At 53.7% G+C, this 14271-nt stretch carries 14 protein-coding genes; all 14 read left to right on the forward strand.

The features are described 5' to 3' along the window. Window positions 1-156: 156 nt before the first annotated feature. Window positions 157-2823 (forward strand): bifunctional diguanylate cyclase/phosphodiesterase, encoded by a 2667-nt coding sequence (locus EJE49_RS00160; RefSeq protein ID WP_124948391.1) that lies wholly within the window; start codon window positions 157-159, stop codon window positions 2821-2823. Between the two features lie 97 nt (window positions 2824-2920). Further along, on the forward strand, window positions 2921-4192 hold the full coding sequence (locus EJE49_RS00165; RefSeq protein WP_189941557.1) for a TolC family protein: 1272 nt from the start codon (window positions 2921-2923) through the stop codon (window positions 4190-4192). Window positions 4193-4195: 3 nt separating this feature from the next. Then, window positions 4196-5344 carry an efflux RND transporter periplasmic adaptor subunit gene (locus tag EJE49_RS00170; RefSeq protein ID WP_124948393.1) on the forward strand — a complete coding sequence of 383 codons (1149 nt, stop codon included), beginning with the start codon at window positions 4196-4198 and terminating at the stop codon, window positions 5342-5344. An 11-nt stretch (window positions 5345-5355) separates the two neighbouring features. Continuing rightward, complete coding sequence (locus EJE49_RS00175; RefSeq protein ID WP_124948394.1) at window positions 5356-8451, forward strand: efflux RND transporter permease subunit; 3096 nt, start codon at window positions 5356-5358, stop codon at window positions 8449-8451. Between the two features lie 7 nt (window positions 8452-8458). Beyond that, window positions 8459-9148 carry a response regulator gene (locus tag EJE49_RS00180; RefSeq protein ID WP_124948395.1) on the forward strand — a complete coding sequence of 230 codons (690 nt, stop codon included), beginning with the start codon at window positions 8459-8461 and terminating at the stop codon, window positions 9146-9148. Continuing rightward, a complete protein-coding gene (locus EJE49_RS00185; RefSeq protein WP_124948396.1) occupies window positions 9135-10505 on the forward strand; it encodes a sensor histidine kinase in 1371 nt (456 codons plus the stop codon). Before EJE49_RS00180 ends, EJE49_RS00185 begins: the two co-directional genes overlap by 14 nt. A 161-nt stretch (window positions 10506-10666) precedes the next feature. Next, a complete protein-coding gene (locus EJE49_RS00190; protein ID WP_124948397.1) occupies window positions 10667-10981 on the forward strand; it encodes a hypothetical protein in 315 nt (104 codons plus the stop codon). 64 nt (window positions 10982-11045) lie between these two features. Beyond that, window positions 11046-11489 (forward strand): outer membrane lipoprotein, encoded by a 444-nt coding sequence (locus EJE49_RS00195; RefSeq protein WP_124948398.1) that lies wholly within the window; start codon window positions 11046-11048, stop codon window positions 11487-11489. Window positions 11490-11805: 316 nt separating this feature from the next. Further along, complete coding sequence (locus EJE49_RS00200) at window positions 11806-12201, forward strand: DUF4398 domain-containing protein (protein ID WP_223246662.1); 396 nt, start codon at window positions 11806-11808, stop codon at window positions 12199-12201. An 18-nt stretch (window positions 12202-12219) separates the two neighbouring features. Further along, window positions 12220-13170, forward strand: a complete 951-nt coding sequence (locus tag EJE49_RS00205) for an OmpA family protein (protein WP_124948399.1) — start codon at window positions 12220-12222, stop codon at window positions 13168-13170. A gap of 85 nt (window positions 13171-13255) precedes the next feature. After that, entirely contained in the window at window positions 13256-13408 is a 153-nt protein-coding gene (locus EJE49_RS00210; protein WP_370685808.1) for a DUF3309 family protein, read from the forward strand. A 42-nt stretch (window positions 13409-13450) separates the two neighbouring features. Next, complete coding sequence (locus EJE49_RS00215; protein WP_124948401.1) at window positions 13451-13597, forward strand: lmo0937 family membrane protein; 147 nt, start codon at window positions 13451-13453, stop codon at window positions 13595-13597. A gap of 22 nt (window positions 13598-13619) precedes the next feature. Then, window positions 13620-13835 carry a hypothetical protein gene (locus EJE49_RS00220; protein WP_124948402.1) on the forward strand — a complete coding sequence of 72 codons (216 nt, stop codon included), beginning with the start codon at window positions 13620-13622 and terminating at the stop codon, window positions 13833-13835. A 121-nt stretch (window positions 13836-13956) separates the two neighbouring features. Then, window positions 13957-14271, forward strand: coding sequence for an ElaB/YgaM/YqjD family protein (locus EJE49_RS00225; RefSeq protein WP_124948507.1), 315 nt, complete (start codon window positions 13957-13959; stop codon window positions 14269-14271).

Raw genomic sequence — 14271 nt, forward strand, 5'->3', positions numbered from 1 at the left:
TACACACGCTAGGACTTATGTAATGTGTGTAAAGGTTTTGTGTATGGTATATTCACTCGAATCCCATATACTGGCCAGTGCTAATAATAACGATACGCACCCGCACACTGGCCCATAAGCGCATAATTAATCAACCATCACACCGCCGTGGAGCCTATGCAGCATAAAGCTATCCATCGATACCGGATCATTCCGGTTGCAGGTGCCATTCTAATCATGGTTGCCTTGTTCACTGGCATAGTGGTGTTTTATGTCATGCAGCGTCATGCCGAGCACTTGCTCAGCAACAGCTTGCAATCTTCCCTGCAAAACCGTGAAGAACTGGCAAAATCAGAAATACAGCGTGGCATTGAAAAAATCTCCACTATTGCGACCCGACCGCTGCTGATCGAGCAACTACAGCATGCCAACCATCGGCAAAATATTACGTCTGTCCGTGCTACGTTGGCTCGCGCGACGCAATCATTCTTGTCCACCGGTCTGAGCGCTGTCGCGCTGTACGATAAAAATGGCGAAGAACTGAGCCGTGCCGGGCACTTCGCCCAACACTATGATTTGGGCGTTCCCTTGCATACACCTAGCGGCCAAGTGCAGTTGCTATCTGCCGGCAAACTCTTGCTACACGCTGAAATCAGCATCATCGATGGCGGAGAAGTGGTAGGCAAAGTGGTCGCCGAAAGCCCTCTGCCCGCCTTCAGCCTTATGTTCAGCAGCGCCAAAAACCTTGGTAAAACCGGGGAATTGGCGTTATGTGCATCGGAGGGCAGCAACATGCAGTGCTTTCCTACCACGCTTACATCACAACCGTTTGTACTCGCCAAACGGACACCACAAGGCGTACCGTTACCGATGACGCATGCGCTGGAAGGAGAAACGGGTTTCATTATCGCCAAGGATTACCGTGACCATCAAGTCATCGCTGCGTACACGCCCGTCGACAAACTTGGTCTCGGCCTGGTGTTAAAAATGGACAGCGCCGAGTTATATGCTCCCATCTGGCAGCAACTCTACGCCCTGTTACCGTTGCTGGCAGGCATCATCATTTTGGCCTTGCTCGCACTGCGCTTGCTATTTGCGCCGCTGGTCAACCGGTTGATCCATTCCGAACAACAGGCGCACAAAACCAGTGCCCGCCTGCGCGATAGCGAAGAACGCAGCCGTGCATTATTGGACAACGTTGACGAAGGCATCGTCAGTATCGGCGCCACCGGCATTATCGAACTCTTCAATCCGGGCTCTGAACGTATATTTGGCTACCATAGCGCAGAAGTGCTTGGCAAAAACATAGCCATACTCATGCCGGAACCTTTCCGCAGTGCGCACGATACCTATATCGCACGTTATCTGACTACGGGCGAAGCGCACGTCATTGGTATCGGACGTGAAGTGCCTGCACAGCGCAAAAATGGCGAGATTTTTCCCATCGATCTGCGTGTGTCGGAATTTTCCCTCGCTGGCCATCGCCAGTTCATCGGCATCATGCGTGACATCACCGAGCGTAAAGCCAGCGAAGCCCGTATCACCCACCTGGCCAATCATGACGGCCTGACCAACTTGCCTAACCGCAATCTGGTACAGGACCGTATTCAACAGACCATCGCCTGGGCGCAACGCGCTGGCTCGCAATTCGCCGTAATGTTCATCGACCTCGACAAATTCAAGTTCATTAACGACACGCTCGGCCACGACACTGGGGATGCATTACTGCAAACCGTCGCGCAGCGACTCATTGCCGCGTTACGCACCGGCGATACCGTGGGTCGCCAGGGGGGTGATGAATTCATCGTATTGCTCGCCAGCCTGAGCGTCCCGGAAGATGCCGCGCTGGTTGCGAAAAAGATACTCGACAGCCTGGCCGAACCTTACCTGATTAGCGGACACGAGCTGCATACCAGTGCCAGCATCGGCATTGCCGTCTATCCGCAAGATGGCGACAATGTCGACCTGCTGCTCAAAAACAGCGATACCGCCATGTATCACGCCAAAGATGCCGGCCGCAGCAATTATCAGTTTTTTACCCATGAGATGAACGCCGCTGCAGCGGAACGACTCATGCTGGAAAATAACCTGCGCCAGGCCATCGATCGCAATGAGCTGTTACTGCAGTACCAACCCTTGGTCAGCCTCGCCGACGGCAAAATTATTGCCACGGAAGCATTATTACGCTGGCATCATCCCAGCCTGGGCCTGATCCCACCCAGCCAGTTTATCCCGATCGCTGAAGACTCGGGATTAATCGTACCGCTGGGAGAGTGGGTATTCAGACAAGCCTGCCAGCAGCTCAAACAATGGCACAATCAGGGCTTTGCTTTGCCGCGCATGGTGGTCAATCTCTCACCGCGGCAGTTTCGCCAGCCCAATCTGGTACAAACCTTTACCGACATTCTTGATGAGATGGGGGTTGAACCCCAGCATGTAGGCCTGGAAATCACCGAGGGTGTCATCATGGAAAATCCTGAAGATTCGATCATCCTGCTCAAGCAACTGCAAGCACTGGGCATAGAACTATCGCTGGATGACTTTGGCACTGGCTACTCCAGCCTGAGTTATCTCAAACGTTTCCCTATCGACAAACTCAAAGTCGACAAGTCTTTTGTCCGTGATATTTCGACCGATCCAAACGATGAAGCCATGGTCGCCGCCATTATTGTCATGGCCCATCATCTGCATATCAAAGTCGTCGCAGAAGGCGTGGAAACCCAGCCGCAACTTGATTTCCTGCGCGAGCATGATTGCGACCAATATCAGGGTTACTACTTCAGCAAGGCACTCGCACCCGATGAGTTGTATACCAAATTCGGTGCTGAAGCGTTACTTGCATAAAGCCATGCCCTAGTTGTCAACAAATCGTCATGCAGCTTTAAGATTACTGTCAGCTTGTTCTGGCATAATTGTTTATTTACCCTCGCGGGAGATGTGCTTGAAAATTCGTTTAGCAGCATCAGTCTGGCTAGTTTTACTCGCACCCGCTACGGTTCTGGCATCGAATAACGATGCCGTGACTGCACCTGTGCTACTGACCTTGCCGCAAGCGCAAGCCTTATTGCTGACCCACAGCCGGGACCTGCTGGTAGCGCAACGTGGTGTAGCGTCCGCCAAAGCATCGCAATTATCCGCCGCGGCACGCCCTAACCCGCAACTTTCTATCAATACGGTCAATATCAATCCACATAGCGTGGGCGCAGGCAGCCCTTATGAAAAACGCATGGATACGGTATTACGGATTGACCAACTGATCGAACGGGGTGACAAGCGTGATTTGCGCATAAAAACCGCGCAGCAACTGGAACTTGCCAGTGAAGCCGACCTGGCAGATATCACCCGTCAGCAGCGCATTGCGCTGTATAACGCCTACTATGACGTGGCTTACGCCCAGGAAAAAATCAAGCTGACCGCAGATGCCGCAGAACTGGCAACAACGGCACAGAAAAAAGCCGAACTGCGTCTCTCTGCTGGTGATATCGCCGCGGCAGAAGTGGCACGCATCCGGGTTGACACCCTCCGCGCCCAGAATGACGCAGAACAGGCCGTAGCGGATGCGGCCAATGCGCGTATTGCGCTAGCCTATTTGCTCGGCCTGGATAATCAGGCAGCGCAGATACAAGTCGAAGCAGACTGGCCCGCGACCAGTGACATCAACACCGCCGCTGATTTCGACAGCTTGATCGCACGCCGAGCCGATGTGCAGGCGGCGCAGGCACGTGTCGATGCCGCACGCCAATTCAAGGAACTGATACGAGCCCAGCGCACCCGGGATATTTCAGTTGGCGCACAAGTGGAACACTACCCGGGCGCAACCGAAAATACGGTAGGGTTAGGCATCAGCTTCCCGCTGTTCCTGGGCAATAACTTCGAAGGCGATATCCGCAACGCGGAAATCACGCTCAGCTCGGCTGAAGATAATCTCGAACGCGTACGCGCCCTGGCATTAAGCGAGCTGAATCGCACCCGCGCCGCCCTGCTGAATAGCCAGGCACGCTTGCTCCGCTATCAAACCAGTCTGCTGCCGGCTGCGCACAAGGCCATGAATGCCGCTGAATTCGGTTTTGCCAATGGCGCCATTTCTGCCGTTGAATTACTGGATGCCCGCCGTACCTGGCGCGCCATCCAGCTCGAAGCGCTTAGCGCACAATCCGATTACGCACGCTCAGTCGCCATCTGGCGTACCAACACTAAAATTGCTCAGGAATAAATTATGAAGAAGTCGTATTTATGGCTCATGCTCATCGCCGCCGGCGTGGTTGGAGGAGGCGCTTACTATCAGTACAAATCGCACTCTGCCGCTCCTGCTGAATATAAAGTCAAAGCCAAAGCCGATACAGACATCTTGCAATATGCCCCCGGCGCACCTCAGCTTACGGCCATACACAGCGAAGTCGTGCAGCGTGTGCCCGTGCCGCTGGCCGACCCGCTGAACGGCAAGGTCACCTATAACGAAAACCTGACGGCACGTATTGCCGCCCCGATCAGCGGACGTGTACTGTCGATTAAAGCCGAACTCGGTGATAGTGTCCGCGCCGGGCAAACCCTGTTATTGATGGATGCGCCCGATCTGGGCAATGCCATTGCCGACACAGAAAAAGCCACTGCCGACGTCAGACTCAAGCAGCTAGCCCTGAACCGCGCACATACCCTGTATCAAGGCGAGGCCATGGCACGCAAAGATCTGGAGGCCGCTGAGTCTGATTATGCCGCGTCCAATGCCGAGGCCCGTCGCGCTGCGTTACGCCTCAAGAACCTGATGCCCAACGGCATGAGCAATACCAATGAAGGTTACGCATTACGCAGCCCGATAGCCGGTGTGGTAGCCCAGCGCCAGGTTAACCCCGGCGAAGAAATCCGCCCGGATCTGGCCGACCCGTTATTCACGATTACCAACCCGGATCAAGTCTGGGTAAGCGTGGATCTGCCAGAGAACCTGATTGCCAAAGCACGCATAGGCCGCCCGGTTAGTATCGCGGTCGATGCCTATCCCGACAAGCAATTCAATGGTCGCATCGAAAAAATAGCACCGGCACTTGATCCGGTTACCCGCCGCATTACTGTGCGCTGTTCAGTCGATAACGCGGAACAACTGCTCAAACCGGAAATGTATGCACGGGTGACCCTGATCGCAGATATCAGCCGCACGGCTTTCCGCATCCCCAATACCGCGCTGGTAACGGATGGTTTATACAGCTATGTATTCATCGAGCATGCGCCGGGCGTATTACAGAAGCGCAAGGTAGTGCTCAGCGCTCAAGATCGTGATTTCAGTTATACCGTTGATGGCCTGAAAGCAAATGATCGTATCGTCACTGCCGGAGCCTTGTTGCTTAATTCCGAACTTGGCGCAGCCAAATAACGAGGCGCCCCATGTTAGATAAACTCATTACTTTCGCGCTGCAACAGCGCGTATTCATCCTGCTGTTGACGGGCGCATTATTGCTGCTAGGCATGAATGCGCTGGACAATCTGCCCATAGAGGCCTTCCCGGATGTGCAGGATGTGCAGGTGCAAGTGGTCACTCAGGCCATAGGCCAGGCCCCGGAAGAAGTGGAGCGTACCGTCACCCTGCCTATCGAACGCGAAATGAGCGGCGTGTCACGCATTACCCAGTTGCGCTCGGTATCCATCACCGGTTTATCCATCGTTACCCTGACGTTTTCCGATGGCACGGACGATTACTTTGCCCGCCAGCAGGTACTGGAAAAACTGCAGAATGTCACACTACCCAGCGGCGTTCAACCTACTCTGGCACCCCTCACCACTGCCGTCGGCGAGATTTATCGTTATGTACTGGAAGCCCCGGCCAGCATGCCGATTTCCGAGATTCGTGCGATTCAGGACTGGCAGATCCGTCCGGCGTTACGCATGGTTAAAGGCGTAGCCGACGTGGTCAGCTTTGGTGGCGTCATTCGTGAATACCAGGTCAGAGCCAACCCCTATGCGCTGAAAAAATACGGCGTCACGCTGAATCAGGTAGCGCAGGCACTGGCCGTTAACAGTGCCAATACCGGCGGCGGGTTATTGCGGCGCGGGGATGAGTCGCTGGTCGTACGCGGGCAGGGGCTGTTCAATAGCCTGGGTGACATTGCTCATGTGGTGATCACCGCCAAAGATGGTAAGACTGTGCAAGTTGGAGACATCGGTGAGGTAGCCATAGGCGAACGCACCCGTTCCGGGGTAGTCGCATTCAACGATCAGGACAATGTGGTCGAAGGCATCGTGCAGATGGTCAAAGCGCAGAATGCCGCAAAAGTAGTCGCCGATCTCAAGCTCAAAATCGATGACATCAATGCAAAACTGCCTCCCGGCGTAAAGATGCACACCATCTATGACCGCACCCAACTGATCAAGCACACCGTGCACACGGTGACAGAAAACCTGATCATGGGTGCAGCACTGGTCATCACCATACTTATCGTATTTTTACGCAATTGGCGGGCAGCATTGATCGTCGCCGCCATCATCCCGCTGGCGCTGTTGTTTGCTTTTGTGCTGATGGATGCGCGTGGTGTATCCGCTAACCTGATTTCACTTGGGGCGGTCGACTTCGGTATCATCATTGATAGTGCGGTGGTACTGGTAGAGGCATTGATGGTACGACTGGCAGCAGGCAACCTGAATGCGGCACACAATACGGTCACCTGGCGTACTCATGCACTCAAGCAAACCGCAATTGAGCTGGGCCATCCGATTCTGTTCTCCAAGGCCATTATTATTCTGGCGTTCCTGCCGATTTTTACCTTCCAGCGCGTGGAAGGCAAAATCTTCACCCCGGTGGCATTAACGCTGAGTTTTGCACTGCTCGGTGCCTTGATCCTCACGCTTACGCTAATCCCGACTTTACTGTCCTATACGCTGAAGAACAACGGCATGGCAGAAAAGCACAGCAACTGGATGCATGCATTGCAGCAACGCTACCGTGCTCTGTTGCTTTGGGCCGAATTGCGTTTCAAAACGATACTGGCGGGTTCGCTCGCCTTACTGGTCATCGCCCTGGCCGGCGCGCCGATGCTGGGTAGCGAGTTTTTGCCCAAGCTGGATGAAGGCAATATCTGGTTAACCATCAGCCTGCCACCGCAAACTGCGCTGGATAAAACCAAGGACATCGAACGCGAAGTGCGCGCAATCTTGCGTAGCTATCCGGAGGTCGGCAATGTAATCACCCACGTCGGCCGTCCGGATGATGGCACCGATCCGAAAGGGCCCAACAACATGGAGATCCTGGCCGACCTGAAACCGCGCGAGACCTGGCATTTCGCCAGTAAAGAAGCCTTGATCGAGAGCATAACAGCCAAGCTCAAACACATACCGGGATTGCCAACCAATTTCTCGCAGGTGATACAGGATAACGTTGAGGAAGCGATGTCCGGGGTCAAAGGCGAAATTTCGGTGAAGGTATTCGGACCGGATCTGGATATCCTGCAGGACAAAGCCGACCAGATTGCTTCCATTCTTGCTGAGACCCCCGGTGCCAGCGATGTGGCGGCTATTCAGGTGGGTGGCCAGACCGAGCTCAACATCGTCCTCGACCGCGCCAAGATGGGCCGCCTGGGTATCAATGTCGCCGATGCCAATAGCGTGATTCAAACCGCGCTCGCCGGTCAGGCTGTCAACAGTTTCTACGAAGGCGAGCGGCGCTTCGATGTGACCCTGCGTCTCGACAAGCCTTATCGCGATGCGGTAGATGATGTCGGTGATTTGCAAGTCGCACTGCCGAATGGGACGGGAACAATTGCACTGAGTGATATTGCGACCATTTCCATCAAACAGGGCGCTTCACGCATCAGTCGTGAAGGGGGCGGCCGTAATGTGTCAATCAAATCCAACCTGCTGGGACGCGACCAGGGCAGTTTCGTGGCCGAAGCTCAGCAACGCGTAAAGGAGCAGGTCAAATTACCGCCCGGTTACAGCATCACCTGGGGTGGTCAATTCGAGAATCAGCAACGGGCCATGAAGCGCCTGAAGATCATCGTGCCTATCAGCCTGTTCATGATTTTCTCGTTATTGTTCTGGGCGTTCAAATCAGTACGTTTAGCTGGCCTGGTATTAATGATGGTGCCGTTTACCCTGATCGGCGGCATCGCCGGGCTGGGCTTGGCCGGGCTGCATTTATCCGTCTCTGCGGCAGTCGGCTTCATTGCCGTAGCCGGGATTTCCGTACAGAATGGTGTCATCATGATGGAACAGATCATCGACCTGCTGCGTAACGGAGCTGACATGCGTACAGCGGTGCTGGACGGCGCAGTACAGCGCCTGCGGCCCATCCTGATGACTGCGCTGATGGCCGGGCTGGGTTTACTCCCTGCGGCTCTGTCGCACGGCATCGGTTCTGAAACCCAGCGTCCATTCGCTGTGGTGATTGTGGGTGGTATCGTCTCAGCCACCCTGTTTACTCTATTGCTGCTGCCACTCGCTTTCCAGCGCGCGGCAATCTCCAAACCTGTCGAATCCATTCCTGAGTGAGGTGTATATGCGCGTTTTAATCGTAGAAGATGATGATCTGCTGGCTGCCGGACTGGTCCGTGCACTGGACCAGACTGGTTATGCGGTTGACCGGGTGAACAGTGGCGAGCGCGCTGATCTGGCGCTCAGTTCCGAGACTTATGATCTGGTGGTGCTGGATATCGGCTTGCCGGGCATAGACGGCTTTAGCGTATTGAAGCGTTTGCGTACGCGTGGCCAGACCTGTCCGGTGCTGATACTGACCGCACGGGATGCAGTAACTGATCGGGTGCGCGGGCTGGATTTAGGCGCCGATGATTACATGGTCAAACCTTTCGCCTTAAGCGAATTCGAAGCCCGCCTGCGCGCGCTGGTGCGACGTGGCGTGCAGCTGAACAGCGCCCAGCTGGTATGCGGCAACCTGATACTGGATACGCTGGCACATCGTGCCTGGCTGAACCAGGCACCGCTCAACCTGACCGCACGCGAATGGGGAGTGCTGGAATATCTGTTGATGCGGCAAGGCCAGGTGTTGAGCAAAGATAAAATCTTACAGGCTGTGTGTAGCTGGGATGAGACCATCAGCCCGAATGCCATCGAAGTCTATATGTCGCGGCTGCGCAACAAGCTGGAGCCGGCGGGCGTCAACATTCGCACCATACGCGGATTTGGCTATCTGTTAGAAGCTGACGATACTACGCAGCATGCGTCAGCCTAGCTTAAAACGCTTATTGCTGGGCTGGCTGCTGGGCCCGCTGCTGGGCCTGCTGGCCATCGCCTCGGCTGGCGCATTTTACATCGCCAGAACCTCCGCTACCGATGCCTATGACAAAGCATTACTGGATCCCATCCAGGCATTGAGCCAGCACATCGAAACAGTGAATAACAAACCCGTGCTAAAAATGGCACCGGAATCCCTGCACTCGCTGTTCACGGATGCCTATGACAGCCTGTACTACCAGCTTGCCACTAATGACGGTCATGTATTTGAAGGCAACCTGCGTCTGCCAACTCCACCACATTTAACTACCAAACCGCTATTTTATAATGCCAGCGTCAATGGTAGTGACGTCCGGGTTGCCGCATTACGCCTGGAGCTGGATGACAGCCCGGATGCTGTCGTGATCCAGATTGCCGAGACCCTCTCCAAACGCGATCGCAATCTGTACGAGATCTTGGCAATTATGATTGCACCCGCGCTAGTCATGGTGCTGGCTGCGGTATTGCTGGTCTGGTTTGGCATTAGCCGCGGCCTCACGCCGCTCCAGAAATTGCAGGCCGAAATCGCCGCACGCTCGCTACGCGATTTGCGCCCGGTACCGGAAGACCATGCGCCGGAGGAAGTGCGCCCGGTTATCGCATCCCTTAACACGCTATTAAATAATCTGGCGGCGGCTATTGATGGCCAGCAACGGTTTCTCGCCAATGCCGCGCATCAATTACGTACCCCGTTAGCCGGACTGCAAACCCAGGTAGAGGTGGCGCTGCGTAAAGATATGCCTGCCGAATTACGCGCTACATTTGAGCAGTTGCTCACCGCCACTCAGCGCGCGGCTCATCTCGCCAACCAGTTGCTGACTCTGGCACGGGCTGAACCCGGCGCATTGCATCTGATGGCGATGCAGAACTTAAATCTGGCCACATTGATCGAAGATGTGATCGGACAATGGCTGGGACGTGCCAAAGCTAAGCATATTGATCTGGGGTTTGAGATTACCTCTGCCGAACTGTCGGGCGACCCTCTGCTGATTGGTGAACTGGTTGCCAACCTGATTGATAATGCCATTCGCTACACGCCTGAAGATGGTTATGTCACGGTACGCTGTTATCAGGATGGCGGGGCAGTATTGGAAGTGGATGACAACGGTATTGGCATACCCGAATCGCAACGTGAAAAAGTACTGGAGCGCTTCTATCGTGTTGATGGTAGCCCCGGCAATGGCTGTGGACTGGGGCTCGCCATTGTTCAGGAAATTGCCAAATTACACGGTGCCGAATTAACCATTTCCACCCCTGACCATGCACGCGGTACGCGAATAAAAGTACGTTTTCCATTACAAACCGGCCGATCCTAATTCCTCTCGACTGCTGACAGCACAGCCGCTCACGCGCTTGTAATTCTAGCGTAATCAACTAAGCTGAAAGTCTCTCTGCTACAAGATGATGGGCAGTATGCCGTGTCCTGTTCGCTATTCTGATATCAGGAAAATCCATACTGTTTAGGAGGAGGATAACCATGTACAAAACGATATTATCCGCAACATTAACGGCCATTCTGCTCAGCGCTTGCGTCGTGGTACCGGCACAGCGCGGCCCGCAATTAGCGGTTGCCCCAGCATTGCCGGTGGTAGTGGAGCTAGGCGTAGAACCTTACTATTTTTACAGTGGTTATTACTATTATTACCAGAATAATCGCTGGAGCTATTCCAATGCCCGAAGTGGCCCGTGGATGGATCTGCCCAGAAACCGCTATCCCCAGGAGGTTCGATTCCGTAATCGCGATAATGGGCACGACCGGGATCATGGCCATGAGCAGCATGACCGAGATTAATCTGGACCAAGACGAATCTGTGTATACTGCCTGATTGCCCGTCCATAACAGAAGGAGATTTATTATGTCTATGTTAACTAAATTTAAATTGGCATTAACTGCATTGTTACTGCTAAGCCTGGCCGCATGTGACAACATGGGGACGCGCGCAAATGCACCGTATTCAGGTTATGGCGTGGTGCAGTCTATCGAGATAGTACAACAGGGTGGCGGCATTGGCGGCACCGGCATGGGACTGGGGACAGTTGCTGGCGGCGTTATCGGCGGCATCCTGGGCAATCAGGTAGGTGGCGGCACGGGTAAAACGGTTGCAACAGTCGGTGGCGTAGCTGCCGGTGCTTATGTGGGACATCAACTGGAGAAGGGCAAGACCGGAACCGGTAATGCTTATAAATTCACCATTCGCATGGATGATGGCTCATACCAAACATTAACCCAGCCCACCGCTGGCAGCTTTAGAAACGGGGACAGAGTACGCGTTGAAAATGGCGTGATATACCGCCAATAGCATCACTCCCCAAACCCGGTGCCTTACCGGGTTTGGCTGCTTCTCCAGACTTAATTTCACGCTGCACCCGTAACAGACAACGCAGTACCCCGCATTCATTTCCGCCAGCATCAAACCAACTGCAAACCCGGCAAATAAACCTCCTCACATAGCGCTGCTATGTACGACACCGCACAGACACGTCCATATTCGCACCCTATGATGGGTACGACAATCAGGCAGATGAATTGCTGTCAGCTGAATTGGAAATCGTTGCAATCACAGCAATTGCCATGACCAAGGTCATGTTCGACGCTTAACTCAATGGATGGGACAAATGATGAAAAATTTATATCAGGGTAAATCGTATCAAATGCTACGCCGAATCGGTATCACAGCTGGTGCGGTTATCTTTATGGCCGGTTGCGCCAGCACCCCTGCACCGACAGCGCAAATGGCTGTTTCCAGAGCGGCAGTAACCGAAGCCAACAATGCGGGAAGCAATGAGTTTGCGCCAGTTCAGCTCAAGTCCGCCATGGATAAGATGGCTGCTGCCGAACGCGCCATGACGGATAAGGATTATGTGCTGGCTCGGCAACTTGCCGAACAGGCGCAGGTGGATGCCCAGTTAGCCAGTGCAGCTGCACGAACTGCCAAAGCAAAAAAAGCCGCAGATGCAGTGCAGGAAGATAGCCGCGTGCTACGCCAGGAAATCAACCGTAAAACCAACTAATCATCAACGGAGTCCATCATGCAAAAAAAATTGTATTTCCCTATGACACTGATTGCTGTTGCCATTTTTTCAGGTTGCAGCTCAATGCCGCAAAACACCGCGCTCTCCGATGCACATAGCAGCTACGACAATGCGCGCAGCAACCCTGCAGTTACCAATCTGGCAGCGGTCGAATTGCAGGAAGCCGGCAATTCCCTGACCAAGGCGGACACCGCATTAAGCAAGGGGGCAAGCGATGCTACGGTCAACCAGATGGCTTATATTGCCAACCAGCAAGTCGCTATTGCGCAGGAAACAGCCAAACGCAAAACAGCTGAACTAGCCGTTGCCAGCGCCAGCGCACAGCGCGATCAAATCCGCCTGGCGGCCAGAACAGCTGAAGCAGATGCCGCGCATCAGCAGGTAGGCATTGCACAGGAAACCGCCGATCAGAAAACCGCTGAAGCTGCCGCAGCCAAACAGCAAACTGCCATAGTGCAACAAACTGCGGATCAGCAAGCCGTCGCTTTAGCTGCCGCCAATGCTAATGCTGCCAATGATCAAGCACTTATTGCACAGCAGGACATGCAGCTCAAGGCATTAAATGCCAAGAAAACCGAGCGCGGCCTGGTTATTACGCTAGGCGATGTATTGTTCAATACCAACAAAGCGCAATTGTCACCGCACGGCATGCAAAGCCTACAAAAGCTGGAAACCTTTCTCAAACAATATCCGCAACGCAAGGTTCTGGTTGAGGGTTATACCGACAGTACCGGCAGCGAAGAGCACAATCAGGCGCTCTCGGAACGACGCGCTGATGCTGTGCGCGTAGCACTGACCGATGCCGGTATCAGTAGCGACCGTATTGCTACGCATGGTTACGGGGAGTCCTACCCGGTTGCCAGCAATGATACTGCTTCCCACCGCCAGATAAACCGGCGTGTCGAGATCATTATCTCCAACGATAACGGCAACATCGCGCCACGCTAATCATCTGCGGCCATTCCCGGGCAATACGCTAACGTAATGCCCGAGTGACTGCACCACTGACACTGCACATACAGAGGATATCATCATGGGACTTATATTATTGATTGTAATCATACTATTGCTGGTTGGTGCATTCCCTGCCTGGCCGCACAGCCGGTCGTGGGGTTATGCACCGAGTGGTGGTCTTGGCTTGGTACTCATCATCCTGATCATCCTGCTACTGCTGGGTCGAATTTAGGGTAACCATTGCGGCAATCTGTTTTTATAAGGAGTTATAAACATGCTTGAGACTATTGCAATTATCTTGCTGATTCTGTGGGTACTTGGTCTGGTTACCTCTTACACCATGGGTGGATTTATTCACATCCTGCTGATTATCGCTGTTGTGGTGATATTGATTCGGGTCATTCAAGGCCGAGGCATATAACAAACTGACCGGAGATAATGAAATGAATGCAATTAAAATGTTGGCAATCGCGCTGATCGTAGCGGGCGCCCTGGGTTTGGCCTATGGTGGTTTCACTTACACCAAGGATACACAACAAGCCAAACTAGGCCCGATAGAACTGTCCGTAAAAAGTACGGAAACTGTAAATATCCCGGTCTGGGCTGGCGTAGGCGCCCTCGTAGCCGGCATGTTGCTGCTGTTTGTACGCAAGGAGTAACCCTCCCGGCCTCTGGCAAGCTATTCAAATTGCTGCTGGCTGGAAATTTTCATTTTAACAATTAACCATTACACGATAGGAATCCACCATGAATGCAATTGAACGTACAACTCAAAAGGGTATGGAAGCATTGGCTGACCAAACCAGCAAACAACAACTGATCGCTGATTTCAAAGTGGTCGTAGAGGATGCTGAAGCACTGCTGAAAGTCACCGCCAATCAAGGGGGAGAAAAATTGATAGAAGTCCGCGCCAAGGCAGAAGAGTCACTTAAAATCGCTAAAGCCCGTATGATGGAAGCGCAAGATGCATTGCTTGCCAAAACCAAAGCCGCCGCCAAGGCAACGGATGTCTACGTCCATGAAAATCCATGGAAAGCCATCGGTGCTGCTGCCGGTGTTGGTCTGGTGGTTGGCTTACTCATCGGCCGCCGTTAA

The sequence above is a fragment of the Sulfuriferula thiophila genome, from assembly GCF_003864975.1.
Taxonomy (GTDB): domain Bacteria; phylum Pseudomonadota; class Gammaproteobacteria; order Burkholderiales; family Sulfuriferulaceae; genus Sulfuriferula; species Sulfuriferula thiophila.

Coding starts and splice junctions, on each gene's coding strand:
- EJE49_RS00160 (WP_124948391.1), top strand. CDS start 157: ATGCAGCATAAAGCTATCCATCGATACCGGATCATTCCGGTTGCAGGT.
- EJE49_RS00170 (WP_124948393.1), top strand. CDS start 4,196: ATGAAGAAGTCGTATTTATGGCTCATGCTCATCGCCGCCGGCGTGGTT.
- EJE49_RS00175 (WP_124948394.1), top strand. CDS start 5,356: ATGTTAGATAAACTCATTACTTTCGCGCTGCAACAGCGCGTATTCATC.
- EJE49_RS00180 (WP_124948395.1), top strand. CDS start 8,459: ATGCGCGTTTTAATCGTAGAAGATGATGATCTGCTGGCTGCCGGACTG.
- EJE49_RS00185 (WP_124948396.1), top strand. CDS start 9,135: ATGCGTCAGCCTAGCTTAAAACGCTTATTGCTGGGCTGGCTGCTGGGC.
- EJE49_RS00190 (WP_124948397.1), top strand. CDS start 10,667: ATGTACAAAACGATATTATCCGCAACATTAACGGCCATTCTGCTCAGC.
- EJE49_RS00195 (WP_124948398.1), top strand. CDS start 11,046: ATGTCTATGTTAACTAAATTTAAATTGGCATTAACTGCATTGTTACTG.
- EJE49_RS00200 (WP_223246662.1), top strand. CDS start 11,806: ATGATGAAAAATTTATATCAGGGTAAATCGTATCAAATGCTACGCCGA.
- EJE49_RS00205 (WP_124948399.1), top strand. CDS start 12,220: ATGCAAAAAAAATTGTATTTCCCTATGACACTGATTGCTGTTGCCATT.
- EJE49_RS00210 (WP_370685808.1), top strand. CDS start 13,256: ATGGGACTTATATTATTGATTGTAATCATACTATTGCTGGTTGGTGCA.
- EJE49_RS00215 (WP_124948401.1), top strand. CDS start 13,451: ATGCTTGAGACTATTGCAATTATCTTGCTGATTCTGTGGGTACTTGGT.
- EJE49_RS00220 (WP_124948402.1), top strand. CDS start 13,620: ATGAATGCAATTAAAATGTTGGCAATCGCGCTGATCGTAGCGGGCGCC.
- EJE49_RS00225 (WP_124948507.1), top strand. CDS start 13,957: ATGGAAGCATTGGCTGACCAAACCAGCAAACAACAACTGATCGCTGAT.